The 22285-nt window shown below is 59.8% G+C and carries 18 protein-coding genes; 11 read left to right on the forward strand and 7 right to left on the reverse strand.

The window, feature by feature from the left end:
* Positions 1–172 precede the first annotated feature (172 nt).
* The 6 genes from cysD to ACTJKL_RS09880 are packed head-to-tail and all read left to right on the forward strand — an operon-like array spanning position 173 to position 6517.
* Positions 173–1072 carry a sulfate adenylyltransferase subunit CysD gene (cysD, locus tag ACTJKL_RS09855; protein ID WP_100670571.1) on the forward strand — a complete coding sequence of 300 codons (900 nt, stop codon included), beginning with the start codon at positions 173–175 and terminating at the stop codon, positions 1070–1072.
* On the forward strand, positions 1072–2973 hold the full coding sequence (gene nodQ, locus ACTJKL_RS09860; RefSeq protein ID WP_440852783.1) for a bifunctional sulfate adenylyltransferase/adenylyl-sulfate kinase NodQ: 1902 nt from the start codon (positions 1072–1074) through the stop codon (positions 2971–2973). Before cysD ends, nodQ begins: the two co-directional genes overlap by 1 nt.
* Complete coding sequence (cysQ, locus tag ACTJKL_RS09865) at positions 2970–3806, forward strand: 3'(2'),5'-bisphosphate nucleotidase CysQ (RefSeq protein WP_411934381.1); 837 nt, start codon at positions 2970–2972, stop codon at positions 3804–3806. The genes nodQ and cysQ overlap by 4 nt, the downstream gene beginning before the upstream one ends.
* Positions 3807–3852: 46 nt before the next feature.
* Entirely contained in the window at positions 3853–4593 is a 741-nt protein-coding gene (locus ACTJKL_RS09870) for a PHP domain-containing protein (RefSeq protein ID WP_411922526.1), read from the forward strand.
* On the forward strand, positions 4590–5585 hold the full coding sequence (locus tag ACTJKL_RS09875) for an ATP-grasp domain-containing protein (protein ID WP_411922525.1): 996 nt from the start codon (positions 4590–4592) through the stop codon (positions 5583–5585). The genes ACTJKL_RS09870 and ACTJKL_RS09875 overlap by 4 nt, the downstream gene beginning before the upstream one ends.
* A gap of 5 nt (positions 5586–5590) precedes the next feature.
* Positions 5591–6517 carry an NAD-dependent epimerase/dehydratase family protein gene (locus ACTJKL_RS09880; RefSeq protein WP_411922524.1) on the forward strand — a complete coding sequence of 309 codons (927 nt, stop codon included), beginning with the start codon at positions 5591–5593 and terminating at the stop codon, positions 6515–6517.
* An 81-nt stretch (positions 6518–6598) separates the two neighbouring features.
* Here ACTJKL_RS09880 and ACTJKL_RS09885 read toward each other — a convergent pair whose 3' ends face one another.
* From ACTJKL_RS09885 to ACTJKL_RS09905, 5 genes are all read right to left on the reverse strand, one after another.
* Positions 6599–7762 carry a calcium-binding protein gene (locus ACTJKL_RS09885; RefSeq protein ID WP_411922523.1) on the reverse strand — a complete coding sequence of 388 codons (1164 nt, stop codon included), beginning with the start codon at positions 7760–7762 and terminating at the stop codon, positions 6599–6601.
* Between the two features lie 255 nt (positions 7763–8017).
* On the reverse strand, positions 8018–9100 hold the full coding sequence (locus ACTJKL_RS09890; protein WP_411922522.1) for a glycosyltransferase family 4 protein: 1083 nt from the start codon (positions 9098–9100) through the stop codon (positions 8018–8020).
* Positions 9101–9165: 65 nt separating this feature from the next.
* On the reverse strand, positions 9166–10392 hold the full coding sequence (locus ACTJKL_RS09895; RefSeq protein ID WP_411934380.1) for a glycosyltransferase family 4 protein: 1227 nt from the start codon (positions 10390–10392) through the stop codon (positions 9166–9168).
* Between the two features lie 206 nt (positions 10393–10598).
* The gene (locus ACTJKL_RS09900) at positions 10599–12698 is read right to left on the reverse strand and encodes a polysaccharide biosynthesis protein (protein ID WP_411922520.1); all 2100 of its coding nucleotides are present in this window, start codon (positions 12696–12698) and stop codon (positions 10599–10601) included.
* Between the two features lie 378 nt (positions 12699–13076).
* A complete protein-coding gene (locus ACTJKL_RS09905; RefSeq protein ID WP_411922519.1) occupies positions 13077–14015 on the reverse strand; it encodes a methionyl-tRNA formyltransferase in 939 nt (312 codons plus the stop codon).
* A gap of 429 nt (positions 14016–14444) precedes the next feature.
* Between ACTJKL_RS09905 and ACTJKL_RS09910 the strand changes: the two genes are divergently transcribed.
* From ACTJKL_RS09910 to ACTJKL_RS09930, 5 genes are all read left to right on the forward strand, one after another.
* Positions 14445–14585 (forward strand): hypothetical protein, encoded by a 141-nt coding sequence (locus tag ACTJKL_RS09910; RefSeq protein ID WP_411922518.1) that lies wholly within the window; start codon positions 14445–14447, stop codon positions 14583–14585.
* Positions 14576–14878: an enoyl-CoA hydratase/isomerase family protein gene (locus ACTJKL_RS09915; RefSeq protein ID WP_411934378.1), complete on the forward strand. Its 303-nt coding sequence runs from the start codon at positions 14576–14578 to the stop codon at positions 14876–14878. Before ACTJKL_RS09910 ends, ACTJKL_RS09915 begins: the two co-directional genes overlap by 10 nt.
* A gap of 307 nt (positions 14879–15185) precedes the next feature.
* On the forward strand, positions 15186–16058 hold the full coding sequence (locus ACTJKL_RS09920) for an ATP-binding protein (protein WP_411922516.1): 873 nt from the start codon (positions 15186–15188) through the stop codon (positions 16056–16058).
* Between the two features lie 67 nt (positions 16059–16125).
* Entirely contained in the window at positions 16126–17064 is a 939-nt protein-coding gene (locus ACTJKL_RS09925) for a sulfotransferase family protein (protein ID WP_411922515.1), read from the forward strand.
* 40 nt (positions 17065–17104) lie between these two features.
* Positions 17105–18553 carry a pectate lyase gene (locus ACTJKL_RS09930; RefSeq protein ID WP_411922605.1) on the forward strand — a complete coding sequence of 483 codons (1449 nt, stop codon included), beginning with the start codon at positions 17105–17107 and terminating at the stop codon, positions 18551–18553.
* A gap of 90 nt (positions 18554–18643) precedes the next feature.
* Here ACTJKL_RS09930 and ACTJKL_RS09935 read toward each other — a convergent pair whose 3' ends face one another.
* Complete coding sequence (locus tag ACTJKL_RS09935; RefSeq protein ID WP_411922514.1) at positions 18644–20632, reverse strand: GumC family protein; 1989 nt, start codon at positions 20630–20632, stop codon at positions 18644–18646.
* Positions 20633–20945: 313 nt separating this feature from the next.
* The gene (locus ACTJKL_RS09940) at positions 20946–22238 is read right to left on the reverse strand and encodes an O-antigen ligase family protein (protein WP_411922513.1); all 1293 of its coding nucleotides are present in this window, start codon (positions 22236–22238) and stop codon (positions 20946–20948) included.
* Positions 22239–22285: the final 47 nt, after the last annotated feature.

Consider the following 22285-nt stretch of genomic DNA (forward strand, 5'->3'; position numbering starts at 1 on the left):
AGGATTGTTATTCTTACTTGAAATATTGCCGATATAGCGCTTAAATGCGCACCAGTCGGCGGGATCACATTTAACTGCTGAACGATTATTTGATTGCGTCTGCAACATTTCGCAGGCGGTTACTTTTTATTTGCATGCCATTTTTATTATTTAAAATCAGAGGGATTGCGATATGTCTCTTCCCCATCTTCGGCGGCTCGAAGCCGAAGCGATCCATGTCATTCGAGAAGTTGTTGCAACATTCTCAAACCCGGTTGCGCTTTACTCGATCGGCAAGGACTCCTCGGTATTGCTGCACCTGGCGATGAAGGCGTTCTACCCCGCCAAGCCGCCATTTCCATTCCTGCATGTAGATACCAAATGGAAGTTCCGGGAGATGATCGAGTTTCGCGACCGGATGGCGCGAGAGCTCGGCTTCGATCTCCTCGTTCACGTCAATCAGGACGGGATAGATCAGGGCATAGGCCCTTTTACCCACGGCTCCAACGTGCACACCCATGTCATGAAGACGATGGGGCTCCGGCAGGCGCTCGAGAAATACGGTTTCGACGCGGCGCTCGCGGGCGCGCGGCGCGACGAGGAGAAGTCGCGCGCCAAGGAACGCATCTTCTCGATCCGCAGCGCACAGCATGGCTGGGATCCCCAGCGCCAGCGGCCCGAGATGTGGAAGACCTACAATACGCGGGTCGGGCAAGGCGAGACGATGCGGGTCTTCCCGCTCTCCAACTGGACCGAATTCGATATCTGGCAGTACATCCTGCGCGAAGAAATTCCGATCGTGCCGCTTTATTTCGCGGCCAGGCGCCCGGTCGTCAAACGAGATGGCATGCTGATCATGGTCGACGACGACCGCATGCCCATCCAGCCCGAAGAGGAGGTTACCCGACAGCTGGTGCGTTTCCGCACGCTTGGCTGCTATCCGCTGACCGGGGCGGTCGAGTCCGACGCCGTCACCGTTCCCGAGATATTGCGGGAAATGCTGACGGTGCGCACGTCTGAACGTCAGAGCCGGCTGATCGACACGGATGAAGTCGGGGCGATGGAGAAAAAGAAGCGGGAGGGCTACTTCTGATGTCGTATGTTCAATCCATACCGCCGCATGACATTGAAGCGCATCTGGCCGAGCACGACAACAAGTCGATCCTCAGATTTATCACTTGCGGTTCGGTCGACGACGGCAAATCGACCCTGATCGGGCGGCTGCTTTACGATGCGAAGCTGGTCTTCGAGGACCAGCTCGCGAACCTCGGGCGCGTCGGCTCTCCCGGCGCCGCCAACGGCAAGGAAATCGATCTCGCCTTGCTTCTCGACGGGCTTGAGGCCGAGCGCGAGCAGGGCATCACCATCGACGTGGCCTATCGTTATTTTGCCACGTCAAAACGCAAGTTCATCGTCGCCGATACGCCCGGCCACGAGGAATATACGCGCAACATGGTGACCGGAGCTTCGACGGCAGATCTCGCCATCATCCTCATCGACAGCCGGCAGGGCATTCTCCAGCAGACCCGCCGCCACTCCTATATCGCCTCGCTGCTCGGCATTCGTCATGTCGTGCTGGCCGTCAACAAGATCGATCTCGTCGATTTTCAACAACAGGTGTACGAGGAAATCGTTGCTGACTACATGGCTTTCGCCAAAGAGCTCGGTTTTGCCAGCATACGGCCGATCCCGATCTCGGCACGCGACGGCGACAACGTCATCTCGGCTTCGGCCAATACGCCCTGGTACAGAGGGGCGGCGCTGCTCGAATATCTGGAAACGGTAGAACTCGAGCCAACGGACCAGGCAAAGCCTTTCCGCTTCCCGGTTCAAATGGTCATGCGGCCGAACGCGGATTTTCGCGGCTATGCCGGGCAGATCTCCTGCGGGAGGATTTCCGTGGGCGATCCGGTCGTCGTCGCGAAGACAGGGCAGCGCACATCGGTCAAGGCGATCGTGACCTATGACGGGGAGCTTGCGACGGCAGGGGAAGGCGAAGCGGTGACGCTGGTCCTCTCTGACGAGGTGGATGCGTCCCGCGGCAATATGCTCGTCGCCCCCGGTGCCCGGCCCTTCGTGGCGGACCAGTTCCAGGCGCATGTGATCTGGTTCGATGCGAACCCGATGATGCCGGGACGAAGCTACATCCTGCGCACGGAGACCGACAGCGTCAGCGCGACGGTCACCGCGCTCAAGCACCAGGTCAACATCAACAGCTTCATCCGTGAGGCGGCGAAGTCGCTGCAGATGAATGAAGTCGGTGTCTGCAACATCTCGACACAGGCTCCGATCGCCTTCGACGCTTACAAGGACAACCGGGCGACGGGCAATTTCATCATCGTCGATCGGGTGACGAATGCCACGGTCGGTGCGGGGTTGATCGATTTTCCCCTCCGGCGTGCAGACAACGTCCACTGGCATGCGCTCGAGGTGAACAAGAGCGCGCGCAGCGCCATGAAAAATCAGCTCCCTGCCGTTCTCTGGTTCACCGGGCTTTCCGGCTCCGGAAAATCGACCATCGCGAACGAGCTCGACAGGATCCTCCACGCTCAGGGCAAGCACACCTACCTGCTCGACGGCGACAATATACGTCACGGCCTCAACCGGGACCTCGGCTTTACCGAGGAGGACCGGGTAGAGAACATCCGCCGCGTGGCGGAGGTGGCCAAGCTCATGGCCGATGCCGGCCTGATCGTTCTCGTCTCCTTCATCTCGCCGTTCCGGGACGAACGGCGTATGGCGCGGGAATTGATGCGGGAGGGCGAGTTCATCGAGATCTTCGTCGACACGCCGCTCGACGAGTGTGCGCGCCGCGATCCGAAGGGGCTCTACGAGAAGGCGCTCGCCGGCCAGATCGCGAACTTCACTGGCGTATCCTCGCCCTATGAGACCCCGGAAAATCCGGAACTCCATATACGCACCGTCGGCCATGAACCGACCGACCTGGCGCTCGCGATCGAGGAATTCCTTGACCGCAGGATGGAGGGGAAATGACGCCCCTTTGCGAAATGCTGGAGCGCATAGCGCTCGATGCGGGTGCGGCAATTCTCGACGTCTACGACGCCGGTCCCCAAGTCTGCTACAAGGACGATCAATCGCCCGTCACCGAGGCCGACGAGCGGGCCGAAGCGATCATTCTCGAGAGACTTGCGGCGGCGTTTCCGCACATCCCCGTGGTTGCGGAGGAGTCTGTTTCCTCGGGCCGCGTTCCGGATATCAGCGGCGGTACGTTCTTTCTCGTCGATCCGCTCGACGGCACGAAGGAATTCATCAATCGCCGCAACGACTTCACCGTCAACATTGCCCTCATCGAGGGCAATGTGCCGGTTGCCGGCATCGTCTATGCACCCGCGCAGCGCTGTGCCTATGTCGCCGATGGCGGCAGGGCGGAAAAGCTTCTGCTCGATCCCGCATGGGCACTCGAGCACCGGCAGCCGATCCGCGTGCGGATGCGGGGTGCGGAACTGACGGCGGTCGCCAGCCGCTCGCACAACAGTTCCGAGACCGAGGCCTTCCTCACCGGCCATGGCGTCATGAACTACGCTTCCGTCGGCTCGTCGTTGAAATTCTGCCTGCTGGCGGAAGGCAAGGCGGACGTCTATCCGCGGTTCGGCCGCACCATGGAGTGGGATACGGCCGCCGGCGATGCGGTGCTGAAAGCTGCCGGCGGATCGGTCGTTCGCTTGGACGGCTCGCGCCTCCTCTACGGCAAGACGGTGCAGGAGGAGGACAGCGCCTTCGCAAACCCGCACTTCATCGCCTGGGCGGACATGTCCTTGCTGCACCTGTCCGGTGAGGGGCTTCAGCCGGCTTACGCGCTGTTGTGAACAGCGAGATGTCCGCCGCAGCGTTTGTCAAAGGGCCGAGTGACGCATGAATGGACAGGAGAAGATCCGTGCTGGCAAGCCTGTGTTCTGCCGCTATCGGGATCTCAGCCGAGAGCAACTGAACGTGGAGTTCCAGGTCCATACGAGTTGGACCGACGGGCAGGCGACTGCGCTTGAAATCCTGCAAACGGCCAGTGAACGCGGTCTCGCAGCGCTGGCTTTCACGGAGCACGTACGCGAAGACACGTCATGGTTTCCTGAGTTCAGGGATGAGATCCGCTCCGCTGCGCGCGGTTTCGATCATATGAGCGTCTACGTCGGCTGCGAGACGAAAGCGATGGATGACGACGGCAGGCTGGATGTGTCGCAGGACGTGCTGGATCGATGCGATATCGTGCTCGGCGTCGTTCACAGGCTCCCGGACGGACGCGGCGGCTATCTGGATTTCAAGCAGCTTTCCTATGAAGAGGTGGCCGAAATCGAGTTCCGCCTGTCGATGGGAATGGTCAGGAACGCGCCCATTGACGTCCTAGCGCACCCGGGCGGCATGAGCCTGAGGCGGCACGGGCGTTTTCCGGAAACCTATTTCAGGGACTTGATGAAAGCGACGCTCGAACGGCTGATCGCGATCGAGATCAATTCCTCCTACCTCGTCGACATGCCGGCGTTTCTGGCTCTGTGCGAGGAGGTCAATCCATTCGTTTCGATCGGTTCCGATGCACACCGGTTGAGCGAACTGGGCTATTGTAGAGATCAGCTAATCGAATTGGGAGCAGGGCGGTCATGAAGGTCTTTATCACCGGGGCAGGTGCCCTGCTCGGACAAGGCATCATTCGCGCTCTGCGGCGCTCGACCTTGAACGCGAGGATAATCGTGGGGGACCCAAGTCCGCTCTCGGCCGGGCTTTACTGGGGGGATGCCGCCTATCTCGTGCCGATGGCCAAGGACCCTTCCTATCTGGACCGGCTTGGCGAACTCCTGCGTGCCGAACGGCCCGACATCCTCATTCCGGGAACCGACGTGGAACTTCCGATTCTCGCGGCGAACAGGGAAGCGATCGAGAGAACCTACGGAACCAAAGTAATCATCAGTTCGCCGCGGGTGGTGTCGATTGCCAACGACAAATGGCTGACCTCCGAGTTCTTTCGCGAACGGGGCCTGGGATATGTTCCCTCCTGTCTGCCGGGCGACGAAGACACGCTGATCGAGGAGTGCGGATTTCCGCTCGTCGTCAAGCCGAGAGTTGGCGCCCGTTCGATCGGCTTTAGTGTCGTGCGCAATCGGGAGCAACTGGCGCGCGCAATCGAGGAGCAGCCAGGCATCGTGATCCAGAAACATGTCGGCTCCGAAACGAGCGAGTACACCGCCGGGACGCTGACTTTCGACGGGAAATGCCGTGCGACGATCGTCATGCGCAGGGACCTTCGGGACGGCAACACCTACAGGGCATTTGCCGAGCCTTTCCCCGCGCTGAACAAGGCCATGGCAGAAGCTGCCGATGCCCTCGGCGCCTATGGTCCGGCGAATTTCCAGTTTCGTTTGGACGACGGTGTTCCCCGCATCTTCGAGATCAATGCGCGGTTCTCCGGAACGACGGCGGTCAGGATTCATGCGGGCTTCAACGAGGTGGAAATGTGCATCCGCCATCTCCTCTTTGACGAGCCGATCGAGCAGCCGCAGATCACGCCGGTGACGATATTGCGGCACTGGTCTGAAACCGTAGTGAGACCCGGCGATCTGGTCACTGCTTCTTCTGCGAAGCTCGACGAAACGGTGTAGGGGAAATGCGGCTGGCAGTTACCGGCGCGACCGGGTTCATCGGTGCCAGGTTGATCGATCGAGCCCTATCCAGGGGCTACGAGGTCACCGCACTTGCGCGCGATCCGGAGCGGGTGGCAGCCGGAATGGGCTCGGGCCTCCGGATCGAGAGATGGTCGGTTGGCGATCCCCTCCCGCCGCTCGGTCGAACCGATGCGGTCCTTCATCTTGCCGCCTACATTCCCGCCGATCTCAGCGATGCGCGTCAGGCCGCCAGATGTTTCGAGATCAACACGAACGGGGCCATCCAGGTCGGCATGGAAGCGGCATCGCAAGGCGTGAAGCGATTTGTCCTGTTCGGATCGGCGCAGGTCTATGCTCTTGGCGCGGGCCCCGCTTCGGAAGCGAGCCCGGCCTTTCCCGTGCACCGCGCGAGCTATTATCTGGCAAGCAAGCTCGCCGCCGAAATCTGCCTGCTCGCCCTCGGCAAATCCAATGCGATGCCGGTGACGGTGCTCCGCCTCGCATCGGTTTACGGCCCCGGCATGCATAACACCGGTATGGTGCCCGTCTTCGTGCGGACGCTCAGAAACGGGCGCTCCCTGGTCATTCAGGACGGGGGCCAGTACAGCGTCGACCTCGTTTATGTCGATGACGTCGTGACGTTGGCTCTCGAGGCTGCGGAGAGAGCCGAAGGCGGCGTCTTCAATGCGGGGAGCGGGCGTGCTTCTACTTCACTGGAAGCCGCTCAGATCGTCGCCGATGCCGTCGGAGCAGAACGGCAGCTCATTGCCGTCGAGAGCGCCGGCACCGATGCGCCGCCGCTCGGCTTCAGGGCTCTCGATGTGTCCAAGGCCGCAAACGAACTGAACTATGCGCCGCTCTCCTTCCGTGAGGGCATCGAAGAATGGAAATCGATGACCGGCCTGACGGATTTCAGGGCGGGAGCGTGAACGCGTAGAGGCTCCGAAAATTGGTTGAAGCGCAGCCGCGCGTCCATACACGCGGCGTTGCGCCGACCCTTCCTTCACCGATCAGGCGAAAAGGAAATCGCTGCTCGAAAAGTTCGCAGCGCTAAGGGTGCCGTCGGGATCGTCCAGCAGAATGGAGAAGGCTTTGCCGGAGGAGTCGTAGCCTTTTACGAGCACGTCTCCGCCGGTGGCATCATAGGCGTAGACGGTGCCTGCAGCGCCTGAGCTGGAGTATTGCTTGATCCCGAGCTTCTCTATCACGAGGAAATCGACACCATCCTGAAAATCCATGACGGTATCCTGGCCGCTGAGCGCCGGGGCGCCTTTGAAGACGAAACGATCGGCGTCGGCTCCGCCCCAGAGAATATCGGTTCCCGCCTCGCCAACGAGGACGTCCTGACCGGCGTCGCCGTGCAGGATATCGTTGCCGTCGCCGCCAAAGATGCGGTCGTAGTTGTTGCCGCCGTTCAAGGAATCGTTGCCCGCTTCGCCGTACAGCATGTCGTCGCCGTCATCTCCGAAGACCCGATCGTCGCCGGCGCCGACGAAGATTTTGTCATTGCCGCTGCCCCCGTGGGCCTCGTCGATGCCGCCCTCGGAGTCCAACACGTCATGACCGTCGCCGCCGTCGAGATAGTTGTTGCCGTCGCCGCCGTCGACGATGTCGTTGCCGACGCCGCCATAGACCCAATCGTTGCCGGATTGGCCCTTGAGAGCGTCGTTGCCTTCTTCACCATATATCCTGTCGTGGCCGGCGCCGCCGGCAACCGCCTGCTGCGTGACCTGCCCGGTTGCGGGATTTACCCGGTTGTTGAAGCCGTCGTCTCCCGAACCGGCATAGATGATGTCGTCGCCATCGCCTGCGTCGATATATTCTTCTCCTGCGCCGCCGAAAATCTTGTCATGACCCCGGCCGCCCAAGATCTGATCATGGCCGTCGCCGCCCTCGAGAATGTCGCTGCCGTCACCGCCATCTAAGATGTCGTTCCCTAATCCGCCCTTCAGCCTGTCGTGGCCAAGGCCGCCGTCGATCCGGTCGTTACCCGTGCCGCCTTCGGCATAGTCGTCGCCGGGGCCGCCGACGATGAAGTCGTTTCCATCGCCGCCAAAAAGCATGTCATTGCCCTCGGCGCCATCGAGATAATCGTCGCCCGCGTAGCCCCAAAGCTCATCGTCGCTCAGAGCGCCGCGGATCGTGTCGGAAAGATTGGTTCCCTTCAGAATCATTTTGATGTCCTCTAGCTGTGGGCCGGAGGGCGGGTAAATTGAGAATAGGGCGCAAAGTGATCCTCAGCCTAAGTCTCTTGCCGCCACCAGGAATTATTTACTCTTCCAATAAAATCCATTCATACTACTTATCTTAGAATTCATCAATTACTTTCAATCGTGTAGAAAGTTTTGTCGAAATTTCTTGTGTGCACCTTGCCGGAAACACGATAGCAGGGAGATAATCAAACGGGTTAGACATATGTATTGCTTCAGTCAAGCCGCGAGGAAATCTGAATATTTTGCGGTCACCGCAGCAATCGCATACTCACTTTCGATGCGTTCGCGCGCCGCGCGCGCATAACGCGCATACTCCGCCTCCGGCAGGTCGAGAAAGGCGCGCATCGCACCGGCAAGAGCTTGCGGGTCGCGCGCCGGTACTGCGATACCGGCCTTTCCGGCGATCGCGGCCGCGTCACCGACATCCGTCGTGACGATCGGCTTGCCGAAGCTCATCGCCTCCGCGATGACGTTCGGGAAGCCTTCGGTCCGCGAGGAGAGGACCAAAAGATCGATGCTTTGATAGAATGCAGGCATGTCGCCGATCTCCCCCCGGAGATCGACGGCGTGGGCCGGAAGACCGGCTTGTGCCATCAGCTCGACGACGGCCGGGTTGTCGCGGACGAGGCCGTTGCCGGCCGCGGAGAAGACTGCCTGCGGGTGGGTCTTCACCACCTGAGCGGCCGCCTTGAAGAAGGTTCCGTGATCTTTCTGCGGGTGGAAGCGACCCACGATACCGATCCGCCGGGCCGTTCGCGGTTCGGGAGCCGCGACTTGCGGAAGGTCGAAGCCGTTGGGAATGACGACCGCGTTCCGATTTGCGTAGCCGTAGGCGCGATGCAGTTCGAGCGCGCGGGCGCTGTTGTAGATGATGCCGCTCGGCCGGTGCGACAACAGTTTCGCGGCCGCAATCGCGACGCGGGAACTGCGCGTAAGGGAAGCGGGATCGTCCAGCGACTGGCGCACGTTCCAGAAGACCGGCGCTCCATGCCGAGCCATGCCCGCCGCCAGGGTGCCGGCGACCATCGCGTGGTACATCCAGCAGAGGATCACGTCGGGCTGCTCCTTCCGGATTAGCCGGGCAAGCCGCAGGATCGCGCCCGGAAGCGCCGCGAGCGAAGCGGCACCCAGCGAGACATAGGCGACCCTCGGATTGTCGGCGAGGCGACGGTTCCGCTCGGAAACGCCGATGAGAGAAACCACGACGATGCGCTCGTCCGTCGCTCCGTGCAGCAGCCGTGCCAGCATCGTTTCGGCGCCGGCACTCGCGGTGAAATTGGTGATGACATGCATTATCATCGCGGTGCCCCATGTCTGCCGCGGCGACGTTCTACGTGGCTGATCTGCAGCACCATGAAAATCCCTCAATCGGCCAGGTGCATGCCGGCAAACAGCATCCTGTTGATCATGTGGACGTCAAACTTGGTTTGCGCGAGCTCTCGCGACCGCTTTCCCATTTTCTCCGCGAGGTCCGGGTCCCGCGCAAAAGCGGCCATGGCGTCGGCGAGCGCTGCGACGTCGCGCGCCTTCACGACCATCCCGTTGGTTCCCGGCTGCACGGTGTCCCGGCAGCCCGGCAGATCCGTCGTGATTACCGGGCGTCCCGTCGCCAGGGCCTCGAGAATGCTCCGCGGAATTCCTTCACGGTAATAGGAAGGCAGGACGAAAACGTTGGACGCCGCGAGATAGGGCCGCACGTCCACTGTCGTGCCGAGGTAGTCGAGTATTCCCTCGCGCACCCAGCCATCGATTTCCTGGCGCGAAATCGCCGTCGGGTTACTGTCGAAATGGCCGAGCAGCTGAAATCTGGCATGCGGGAAAGAACGGCGCACGATCCGTGCGGCTTCGACATATTCGACGACGCCCTTGTCGCGCAGCAGCCGGGCGACCATCAGGAAAGTTGGCCCGCCCCGAGGCGGCTTCGAGAATTCGAAATGGTCGAGATCGACGCCCGATCCGGAGATCATCGTCGGCGACAGGCCGCCCTGCAACATTCGGTAGCGGCGAATGTCGTCGTCGTCCGCGTCGTTGTAAACGAAGACGACGCGGGCGCCCCGCAGCGCCGAACGGTATAACCGGACACACAGGTGTCGGATTGCCCGTGCCTTGAGCGAAGCACCGGCGGCTTCCGAGAATATATGGCCGAGCCCCGTGACGAGGAAGCAGCGCTCCTTTATCCCGAGCGTCCTGGCCGCGATCCCGGCGTAGATGATCGGCTTCATGGTATAGGGAAGGACGATGTCCGGTTGCAAGCGGGCGAAGTGGCGCCTTAGCGTCCAGAAGGTCCGCAGGTCCTCCAGCGGGTTGAGCCCGGTGCGCGCCATGGGGATCTGGATGAAGCGCACGCCGATGCGCGCAAGCTCCTGCTCGACACGGGGGTCGTGTTCGGGTGCGAAGGCTATGACATCGTGCCCGGCGGCGACCAATCGCTTCAGCAGCTCGAGCCGAAAGATCACGAGAGAGGCTGTCAGGCTGGCGACGACGGCAACAACGCGCTTCTGCGGCAACGGGCGCGCCACTCCGTCGTGTTTTGCCGAACGGTCCGTAAAGTCCTCGGCTTCGGTTCGAGAAACCTTTTCAACAAGATCCACTGCTCGTCTCCCGGGATCGGCTCCACCGTCGAGCGGTGGTATTCAACGTTCAACTTCCAACTGCGTCGGCCGTACACGCGGGCCGCGCGGGGGGCGCCGACTGGTCTGCTGCAAGATCGGCGCGCGACACGGCTTCCGATCGGCGGACTTTCGCAGGCGGCCGCAATGCCGTCACGATGCATCAGCACCGATCGTGTACGGCGTCGTCACCTCCCGGGCAGGCGGACCTCCGCGCCGTAGCCGCGTGGTGATTTCGCTGCCTTGGCCCTGATCCGGCTCTTCGGCCGCAATGGCGTGCGTGTGCTCGCCGCCGCCGTTTTGCGATCCGCCTCGTGCTCATATCTCGGCAGCAATTCGCGCATGACCGCCACGACGCTGGCCTCGTTGCCACGTTCCGAATAGCGCTGCAGGCGCGCGAACGCGTCCCTCAGCGTCGGCAGCGGAATGGGTTCGGGCACCGCTCCAAGAACGCCCGGCACCGGCGAGCTTATGCGCTTGTCGGTTTCGTCGAAAAGCTCCTCGAAGAGCTTTTCGCCCGGCCTGCAGCCGATGATCTTGATTTCGATCTCCTGGTCCGGCGTGAAGCCGGCAAGCCGGATCATCCGGCGGGCGATGTCGATGATCTTGATCGGCTCGCCCATATCCAGCACGAAGATTTCGCCCTGGCCGAGCTGCTTTTCAAAGCCATAGGCGGAAGCCTGCAGGGTGAGTTCCACCGCTTCGCGGATCGTCATAAAGAACCGCGTCATATTCGCATCGGTCACGGTCAGCGGGCCGCCCCGGGCCAGTTGGCGCTTGAAGAGCGGGATCAGCGAACCGCTGGAACCCAGCACGTTGCCGAAGCGGACCGTCATGAAGCGCGGGCCGAGACCCGTTTCGATGCCGTTCAGGTCGAGCGCCTGGCAGTAGAGCTCGGCAAGACGCTTCGTCGCGCCCATGACGCTCGTCGAATTGACGACCTTGTCGGTCGACACCTGGACCATAGCGAGCGTGCCGTATTTCTTGGCGGCGTTGGCGACATTCATGGTGCCTACGACATTGGTGAGCACGCCCTCGCAAGGATTCATCTGCACCATGGGCACGTGTTTCAGAGCCGCGGCATGAAAGACGAGTTCAGGCCGGTGCCGCTCGAATATCTCCTCGACCCGCTGGCTGCGGCGGACGCTGCAAAGATAGCTCCACCGCGGGACTTGGGGGAAGCTTTCCGTGAGCGTCATATCGATTGCGTAGAGATTGTATTCCGTGTTGTCGATCAAGACGATCTCCGCCGGATCGCAGGCGGCGACCTGAGTCGTCAACTCGCTGCCGATCGAGCCGCCGGCCCCGGTGATGAGTACCCGGCGCCCGCGAACGAGGCGACCGATCGCCTCCCGATCGAGCGCAGCCTGCGGCCGCTCCAGGAGGTCGGTCAGTTCGATCGAGCGCAGCTCGTAGGGGTTGTCGCCCTTGGCCCGCTTCAGCTCCGTCATCTGCGACAGGCGCGAAACGGCAATGCCCAGCCTTTCGGCGGATCTCAGCAGGCCGTCGGAAGCCTCCTCTCCAAAGGCCGCTGGGGCCTCGGTAAAGACGATATGACGCGGTTGCTTTCCCTGTTGCTGCAACTCCGCAACCACCCCTTCGAAATCCTGGATACGGCCTGCGATCGGCACGCCGCGCAGGCTCATGCCGATCTGATCCTCGCTTCTGTCGAGGCATGCGACGGGCTTATAGGTCGCGTTGGGATCGCGTGCGAGAGCGCGAAGATAAAGGTCGGCGGCATCGCTCGCGCCGATAAGCAGCAGCGGAATTCGGTTGTCGTCCTGCGCGTCCTTGCTGCGCCCGGACTTGAAAACGGGCCGCCTCAGCGCGAGTTCCTCGGCGCGGAAGCTCAGCCTTGCTGCTGCCAGGAAGGCGATGAGCAGGAGAGACTGCATCGGAACGACGGTGCGCGGGATGTCGGTGAGCCTGGTGGAGAAAAACAGCAGCGTGACGAGCAGCAGGGAGGTCAGCAACACCGCCCGCAAAATGATGAAGAGGTCGGAAATGGAGCCATATTTCCAGTTACGGCTGTAAAGGCCCGAGAGGGGGAAAACGAGTGCGCATATAGCGAGGTATTGCACACCGGACCAGAACAGCACCGAGGCGGTCTCCGGTCGTGCGGAAAGCTCTCCGACGCCGTAGCGCAGCAATAATGCCATCGCGAGCGCGACGCCGACCGATGCCAGGTCGGTGAGATAGAGGGCAGGATATTTTTGAACGCTGCGGACCGCTCCCCTTACCCGCCTGAAGCCGATATCGAGGGCGGCTCCGCAGATCGCCCAGAACATTCTGGCCGGTGCTCTGCTGCCCTCTCTTCCCAAAATAGTCGGTAACGTCAGGAAATGATTACGAACTGCCTTCGCGGCGGCGTGTATACGCTGCATGACGGCCCCTTCCAATACTTATAAGCCCTACAGCTCCGCCGAACGACGAACGCACGACCCCCAAAGCTCTTATGGTGGTTAAGAACAGTGCGTCTGTTGTGTGTCTGTTCGACCTGCTCGAAAGGCTAGATAAAATGAATTCAACAAAAATAGGCGTTCGCGATCATTTCAACCGCAACGCAAAATTCCTAGGCATATTCGAATACCGTAATAAAAAAGCACGTCTTTAATGGGTTGTAAACAGTTTTTCAGTATTGGCCCAATTATAGTTTTCTACTGTTCTTATGTATTTTGCCCAGAAGCCTGGACCGGGTCCGACCCGCCGAGCTTGCCGTGAACCGGAGGCCGCGTGTCCGAGGTCCATTCCCATGCGTGCGCCTCGATGCATTCCCCGTCACCGCAACGCACGATGAACCCGCGCTCCGTATACGCCTGAATCTGCCCGGTCAGGCCGATATATTGCCTGGAGTTCTCGACCGGGGTTGCCGCATCGATGCGAATTTTCTGGCCTTTGTAGAATGTAAAGGCGCCCGGATAGGGATCTCCGACCGCGCGGATCAGCCGCAAGATGGATGCGGCCGGGTCTTGCCAATCGATCCGGCCGTCCTCCGCGGTGCGCTTCGCGCAATAGCTTGCCTCCGCTTCGTTCTGCCCGATCCGGGCCGCGTTTCCCGATTCGACCTGTGCCGCCGCCTCGACGACCATCTCAGCCAGGTTTTCGGTGTGCCTTGTATAAAGACTGCGCGCTGTTTCGTCCGGGGCGACGGGAAATTGCCGCTGTAACAGGATCGGTCCCGAGTCGATGCCGTCGTCCAGCCAGAAAAGGGTCGAGCCCGTTCGTTCCTCACCCCGCAGGATGGTCCAGGGGATGACGCCGCGGCCCCGCAGACGCGGCAAGGCTGCGGGGTGAAAACCGACGGTGCCCGCGCGCGCCACATCCCTGAACGGGCGCCGGCAGACCTGCGACCAGCCGATAACGAGCGAGAGATCCGGGGCGGCCGCTGCAACGGCCTCCAGCGTCGCCTGGGAATTTATGTCTGTCGTATAATGGATCGCGCTTCCGGCCGCCCGCCCGATCTCGCCGAGGTCCGCAAAATCGGAATGGCGCCCCGCCGCTTCGGGCGGCAGCGTTATTACGAGCACCGGAGTGCGCTTTGCGCTTATCAGCGCTTCCAAAGCAATCTTGGAGCTCTCGACGGCGCCGACGAATACGATACGCATGGTCACACCATAAATTGAATAGGAAATCACTGACTGAGGTCGAGGGGGACTTCAAAGAAATTCAAGATCAATATCGCCCCATCGAACACAATTGCTGCGGGGAAGTCCAGAGCCGTTCCGGGAAAAATACTTTCGTCGTGAAGCCTGCATTCGCAACAGCTTGGGGGGTCGGTGTCGGCGAGGAGGCGTTCGATGCCGGCTGCCTGCAGCCCCTCGAAGGCAGTGTTCTCGCCCGAGGTGCTTGCAGAAATCGCAAGGAACTGTATCGGCCCCACCTTCGGTAGCTACCGCTTTGCAGGCAAGCATCGGGCTTTGCCTCTCGATGCGCGACGCAAGTCAAATCGGCCGGATTTTGCTGAGTTGCTCCGCTCTCGTTACATGGGGCGGAGCGTCACCTTGTCCCGCAGCAGCGGCGGCCTGGAAACTGCGATGTCTTGCGACATTCGCGTCGCATCGGAAAGCGCACAGTTTCCCGCGCCTGAGATCAAGCTCGGCTGGATAGGGGGCGGCGGCATGGCGGCACATCTGCGCATTCGATGGGCGCTTCGAATGCTGCTCTCATGGCTCTGACGGGGGATCTCGTCAGCGCAAAAAAGGGTCTCGCATGGGGGCTGGTGAGTAAAGTGGTCCCGCAAGGGGAACTGATGGCGCGCGCACGTGCCATCGCAGCGGTCATTGTATCGCGGGCACCCATAGCTGCGGGGTCGGCCAAAGCGAATCTGAAGGCCGCGGTCTCGATGCCACTCGAAAAGGCGATTGAATACGAACGGCAACTGCAGACGATCTGTTTCGCGACGGAATACGCGGCGGACGGGCGTGCCGCATTCAAAGAAAAGCGCAGCCCGGTTTTCCGGCGCAGATAAGCGACCCGGCGGCACGGACCGTCATTACCGAGATCGGAAACATGCGTTGCATAGAATGCTCCGGCTTCTGCGGCCTGAATGGCGGCCGAATAAATCGGCACCACCAGCTGACGTTGCAAATTGCTGCGCCTCGGAAATTATGATACGTCTTGGCTGAGCGGATAACGCCGCCAGTCATTAGATAAGTTTTGAATATTAAAAACGCATAAGAAGACGCCACGTCGTGGCAAATTTTTTAAGAGGGCGACACCCGCCCTGCGACGGAACGGTATTTCAAGTTCCGAGAAAAATATTCGCTTTTGGTTGAATGGATACGGATTGTCACGCCATGACCGTAAGTGCCAAAGAATTTTATTCATTGAGTTCCAACACGTTCGATCTGGTCTCGGAGTCAGCTTTTTTCGCCCGGTTGAAGATGCGTAATGGCACCTTCAAACTGACTCAGCCGTCCCGATTTCGGGAGCTGGAGGTCGCGTTCCGTCCGTTCATCGCCGAGCGCGCTACTTTCCTCCACGACATCCTGGATGTGGGTGTCTCCACCGGACTGACGACGGTGGAACTGTCAAAATTTCTCGAAAGTTGCGGCGCCGCGGTCCACATTACAGCGACCGATCTATTCGTAGAGGCCCACATCGTCGAATTTTCTCCCGGAATCACGGTCTTTTGCGACCCGGAAGGCTGGCCGCTACAATATGATCTGCGCGGCGTCGCTGTTCGGCCCTGGATCAGAAGACTTGACTACGTGACGCTGGCATTTGCCCCGCTCCTGTTGGCGCGCGTCCTCTTGCAACCGCGCCTTCGCGACCGCGTACGGGAAGGCAAGAGCAGGCAGGTGCAGATGATCACGCGATCATTGCCCGAGAACGGCAAAATAAATTTCGTCGAAGACGATATTATGAGCCGGTCGCAGCACCTTGCCGGTCGGTTCGATCTCGTGAGAGCCGCAAACATTTTGAATACGAACTACTTTTCGCTGGATCAGATCCGGACAGCAATCGAGAACATCCACTCCTATCTCCGCGGTCCGGGCGCCCTGGTCGTGGTGACCCGAACGAACCGCGCGCAGGAAAACGCCGGAACCTTGTTCGAGCTCAAGGAGGATGGTTCTTTCGCCGCGCTGGAACGCGTCGGGGGCGGATCGGAGATCGAAAAGCTTCTGCTGGATTTCCGGGCATCGTGAGGCGGAGCCATACATGGCCGGAATGGAACGTCGCGGTCTCCCGAAGCGGAGATCAAACTTCTAGAGAATGGAAGGCTTCATGATGCCCTCGCAACAAGTTCGCATCGCTTATATCGCAGGTTACGGACGCAGCGGGTCGACCATACTCGACATTGCGCTGGGACAGCATGCTGCTGTGGTGGGAGCCGGAGAGATAACGTCGCTCACACGTCACGTCTGGCGTCACAACGAATATTGTGCGTGCGGCAATGCAATTCGCGACTGCTCCTTCTGGAGTTCGGTCCGCCGGGAGTGGTCCGCCGGCCAGGATCCCGGGCTAATGGAGGAGTATTGCGCCCTTCAGCAGAAGTTCGAAGGGCTTTCGATGATGACGAGATTGCTCGGCGGCATGGGTCTCGGAAAACAATTTTCTTTGTATATGCTTCATACGAAGCGCCTGTTCAGCGCAATGCAGTCGTGCTCGGGCCGGCAGGTGATCGTCGATTCCTCGAAGCTGCCGGGGAGGGCGATGGCCGTTGCACAGATACCCGGGATCGACATGCGGGTCATTCATCTGGTGCGTGACGGGCGCGGTGTAGCCTGGTCGTTGCTGAAGGGTTACGAGCGCGATGCCAAATCGGGCTTGCAGAAGGAAATCAAACCGAAATCGGTATTCAGGACAGCCTTGCGCTGGAGCATGGTCAATCTTGCGGTCGAATATCTCTCGCGAAAATTGGGCTCTGAAAAGGTCATGCGTGTCAGATACGAGGATTTCGCGTCTGACCCTGTTGCTGTTATGCAGCAAATCGGGACGTTCCTCGAGCTTGACCTCAATCAGGTGGGTACATCGCTGCAGAACGGCGAGGCTATGGGGCCGGGACATCAGGTGGCAGGCAATCGGCTGCGCATGAACGCGTCGATCGCGCTCAACAAGGATGAAACGTGGCGAACACGGATGCCGACCCGTCAGCAGGTTTCCTTCGAACGGCTGGGCGGTTGGATGCTTCGACGCTACGGCTATCTTTGAAGGTCGGTGTCATACTTCTGCAGGATGGCGGCGCAATAGCATGACGGTAATCTACCAGGCGCATGACGTAAGGGCATTTGGTTTCACCATAGCGCGTTGCCTGATTTTGGCGGGGTTGGTCTGCGGATCATGGGTCGGCTTCTCGCGGGAAGCTCTAGCACAGGCGGCACTGGCCCAGCCCCTTTCACCCAAGCTTCCAGACGGGAGACAACGTGCCTTTCCCACGGCCGAAGGCTTCGGCGCCGGCTCTCTTGGAGGGCGGGGGGGCAAGGTGATCTATGTCGTCAATACGAACGAGTCGGGGCAGGGCTCCTTGCGTGCGTGCATCGAGGCATCCGGCCCGCGCATTTGTATTTTCCGCACGGGCGGCACCATTGTTCTTCGTGAAAGATCGTTGGTCGTTCGACATCCATTCCTGACGATTGCCGGAGAGACGGCACCGGGCGGGGGGATCGCCATCCGGAACGGCGAGACGCAAATTCGCCCTTCAATCGAAATCGTGACCAATGACGTGATCATCAGGCACATTCGTCTTCGCCCCGGTCCGCATGCCGTGAAGGCTTGCTGTTCCGGAGGCCTCGGAATGTATTCCAACTCAGCGAAGGATATCATGCTTGATCATATCTCCGCCAGTTGGGGATCAGACGAGACGATCGATTCGGAAGAAGCGAGCAACTTCACCTGGCAGTGGGGTATTGCGAGCGAACCGCTGCTGCGGGGCGGCCCCGGGAAGGACAAGCGGGCGCGCAACATGTTGTTCACGAAGGGCGGCAACGTCTCCGTGCATCACTCTCTCTTCGCTTTCGGCCAGTTCAGAAATCCGCTGATAAAGATGAAAATTCCAGGCGCCGTCGCGGATGTCGTGAACAACGTGTTTTTCTCGCCGAAATGGCAATATGTCTTGAGCTTCGGCGATGAATGGGCGCGGATCCAGGCCAATGTGGTCGGCAACTACAAGATCGCTGGGGAAAAGCTGCGAAACGACCATATGGTTCATCTCTTCGAAGAAAGCGGACGCGGGCACGCGATTTATCTGAAGGACAATTACGACGAACCCTATCGCACCGGCGCCAGCCAAGATGACAGCCTCGTTTTAGCCGAGAAACAAAGAAGATTCGTTTCAGCCTCGGCTTTTGATGCACCCGCGGTCCGCGCCTCTGCACCCGAAATTGCTTACGAGGACGTCCTGGCGGGTGCCGGTGCGACGAAGCCCCGCCGCGACGCCGTCGATCGCCGCATCACCGAGGCGGTCAGGAACCGCAGCGGGCGATTGCTCGTGAACGATCCGCAGGACGTCGGCGGTTGGCCGGACCTCGATGCCGGGGTGCCGTATCCGGACAGCGACATGGACGGTATCTCGGATGACTGGGAGGTCGAAAACGGTACCAACCCGGCAGATGCCAGCGATGGTCGACAAGACTTGGATGGCGACGGATGGACGAATCTCGAAGCATTTCTCCATTTCATAGCGGGCGATACCGCGGACTAAGGACTCCTCATCCTGTGCTTGTCACAGGAACCAAAGACCCAGCAGCGCCGCGTTTGCGGCGCTGGAAGAGTTCTTTCACCCCATGGTGAGCTAAGCGACATTCGACGGGCGCGTGATCGAAGGTCTCGCCGCGGGAGCATGAAGCGTGTTGACGTCCGTGTCCGCCCATTCGGGAAATGCGCCATTGCCTCGGACGCGATGCCAGCGGCCGGCCGGAATGCGCTTGGACGTGATGACGAAACCGCCATAGTGGTGGCGCCTGTGGGTTTCCGGATTGACCTGATTGATCACAGTGCCGATCAGATGCGCATGGTTCATCCGGAGCTGCGTAGCAGCTTCCAGCAGTTGCTCTTCAGTCGTTTTGCCCCAATTGGCTATGAGGATCACGCCATCGACAAAGGGCGCCAGCCAACTTGCATCGCCGGAGGCGAGCGCCGGCGGAGCATTCAGCACGATGAAGTCGTATCCGCTTTGCTTAATATCCATGATGAGCTCGCAGAGCTTGTCGGAGTCCAGCGATCTGAATGGCTCCGTCATCACGTGCGTCGCGTCGATGAACCCGAAACCGGGCAAAGTCGGGATGGACTGGACGATCTCGCCTATCACCGCTTGATTTCGGAGATAGCGTTCGATCGGTTCCGGTGAACGTTCCATGCTTTTCAGATAGGGAACGTTGTGGCGATTGAAGTCGAGATTCACGAAGGCGGTAGGGCGGCCGTCCGCTGCTGCGGCTGTTGCGATTCCCCAAGCTGTCGACGCGTTTGCGACGTCGTGAACGCAGGAGGTGACCATCACGATGCGCCGCAGTTGCTTCGCGTCGGAATAGCGACCGGCCATATAAACCGCCCGCTCCGCTTCAGCGGACGTGAAATTGCTCCAGTCCGGAATGCACGAGGACCGCTTGGCGCGCGGAGAGGTGAGATGCTTCGGCACCTTCGGAACATAGCCGAGATTCGGGATTCGCAGCAGTTGCGCCGTGCGCTGTCCGCTACGGACACGGGTGTCGGTCGTTTCCAGCAGCAGCGCGAGCACACAGGCAAGCAGCGTAGAACCGGCGAATGCGGCCGGAATAATAAGGCCGGGCTTGGGGAACGACGGTGAATTGGGGAGTTCCGCTGTCGATACGATTCGTGCGCTGGGTTTCAGGGATTCGGCTTCGAGGTCGGACAGGATACGCTGAACTTCATCCTCGATCATGCTGCGAATGCCTGCTATCTGCGAATCCGCATCGATCATCTGAGGATGATTCTTGCCGTATTTGGCAGCGAGTTCGGCTTTGCTCTGCAGCAACCGAGCCTCTTCGTTCCGCAACGTGATCAGAAGCGGCTGCGTCATGCTCTGACGAAGAAAAGCCACTGCACCGCCGGTGTTGAGCGCGCGTTGCTTGTCCGCGACCCGCTCGTCCTGCTTGAATTCGAGAGAGGCTTCGACATAGAGGGTGGCGATCGTATTTGCGATTTGCTGAGCGAGTTTCGGATTCTGGTTGGTTACGACAAGCCGCACGGCGAGGCTTTCGCCGGTCCGGCTCACCTCGAACTGGGACAGCAGAGCGGAGATCGCGTGATCCCTTTGTGTCCTCACATCCGGTACGACCCGAACGGTTGTCGACGAACTGCCGATACCGATGAATTCCTTGATGTCGTCAACAAGGCCCCGGTCGCCCGACTTATCCCCGCCCGGCGCATAAGGATTGAAACTGGGATCACCGATGAGATTCAACCGATCCACGATGCGGCCGGCGAACTTGCGCGACTGCAACACGTCCATCTCGGTTTCCGCCGCTGAGCGGTCGCGGTCGATGGATGTCAAAGCTGCATCGGTGGCAAATGGCCGGACATCTTTGCGCTCCAGGACCACTTCCGAGCTGGCGGTATAGGTTTTAGGGAGCGAGAAAGAAGCAATTGCAGACAGCAAGGTACAGCCGACGATGATTGACGCAAGAAGCCAGAATCGCCTCTTTACCACGGCCCAGAGATCGAAGAGGCCGACTGTAGTCCCACTCTGCTGAGCGGCAAAATCGACGGTTTCTCGGTGATGAGCGCGGGCAGATAGGCTGCCATCGGGAACGAATGTCGTCATGGAAACCTGCTAATATCAAAAAATTTTCTATATTCAGTTACTTTAGTAAAATATTGAATAAGGCGCAATGAATTAGTTCGATGCGGCAAAAATTTACTTCGGCTGCACAAGCACGTTCTCTTTGACTCGCGGCCTCGTCCATGCCGCGGCGCAGATGAAGTCGCAGATACTATATCGATACGCCACGATCAAAAACGAAGGGCGTTACAAACTTGAGGATACCCCGGATTTCGCGGCACGGCCAGTAAAAATCGTAACCTGAATGTCCTCGGTTGCTGACGGTGCCTTTTGATTGGGACGTCGCTTGCATGGTTCACGGGCTTTGAGCCTTGGTTGGTCCGACACCTCTCAGCTGCGTAAGGCCCAGTCCGAAACACAGAAGAATCGGCATGGTCCAATATCGCGCATACATATGCGGATTGAAGAGAGCAATTACCAGGAAGACCAGGATTGTCGTCACCACCGCCGCGAGCGCGCGTTTGTCTCCGCCAACCTTCAAAATCGCGAGCGCCAGCAGCATGCCGACGCCCGAAAACATCAACCAGCCGACAAGCGCGAGCAGTCCGCCCTCGACCCAGAGGAGAAGATAGATATTATGAACCGGGGCGCTTTGAACGCTTCTCTCACGGAATTGATCCGCACCGAGCCCCACGAGCCGGATCTGATCCTCCGAGATTATATGCATCGCCTCCTCCATCAGCGCGGCTCTGGAGAGGAACGTCCCCGCTTCGGATATGTCTCCGGAGGACAACGCGCCCAAAACGCGTGTCTGGAATGTCTTAGGCAGCATCTCCTTACTGCCGAATAGTGCCGCGCCGCCAACGACGATGGCCAATCCAAGTGCCAGTCGCAAGAGCAGCCGCGGCGTCGAAATCATCGCGATGAAGACGGCAAGACAAAGCGCTGTTGAAAACAGCCCGCTGTTCGAACTCGTCAGGACGACCGTGACGATGACGATCGCGAGAGCAGGCAAAGCGAGGTACGATTTCAGGCGGCCCGAAGACCAGAAAAACAGCAGAATCGGCAGCGTCAGGGCGTTTATCGCCGCGGCAAGGTTTGGGTTGCGCAAGACGGTAGCGAGGCGCTTCCCGCCGGTCACGACGCCCTTACCTTCTCCAGGCACATACCCGACCGTGTAGAACGTGATAATTCCGTGAATATCGATGAGGATGACGCTGGCCAGGAAGATGGCGGCCAGCCGATAGGCTTCCCTTGGGTCCTCACGAATGAGGATGACCATCAAGATCAGGTAGGCGAAGAGATATTGCCCCATCACGATCAGCCCGCGCTGCGGACTGCCGTGAAACAGGCTGCCAAGCATGATCCCGATGAACAACAGAGTGAAAGCGCAAAGCCATATCGACGTCGTTTGTTCGAGCGGTCTGCTCCTGATACGCCCGGTGATCAGAAGAAGGAACAGGCTCAAGCAAAAGAAGAAATCGCTGAACGTGAAGAAAAGTTCGGAAAACCGGAATGTCGCGTACGGCGCCAGGAAAACGGCCAAATAGACGACGGCACGTTCGATCGCCGCAAGGCGAAGGTTCGTTCTGCTGGGCTGGCTCGCAAAACGAAATTGATGTGCCGTTGTCAAACCGGATTCTGACACGATCGCCTCACAACTAATGAGGGCGGGATATGTCCCGTCCGCACTCT

Source organism: Sinorhizobium sp. 22678, assembly GCF_052044265.1.
Lineage (GTDB): Bacteria > Pseudomonadota > Alphaproteobacteria > Rhizobiales > Rhizobiaceae > Sinorhizobium > Sinorhizobium meliloti_A.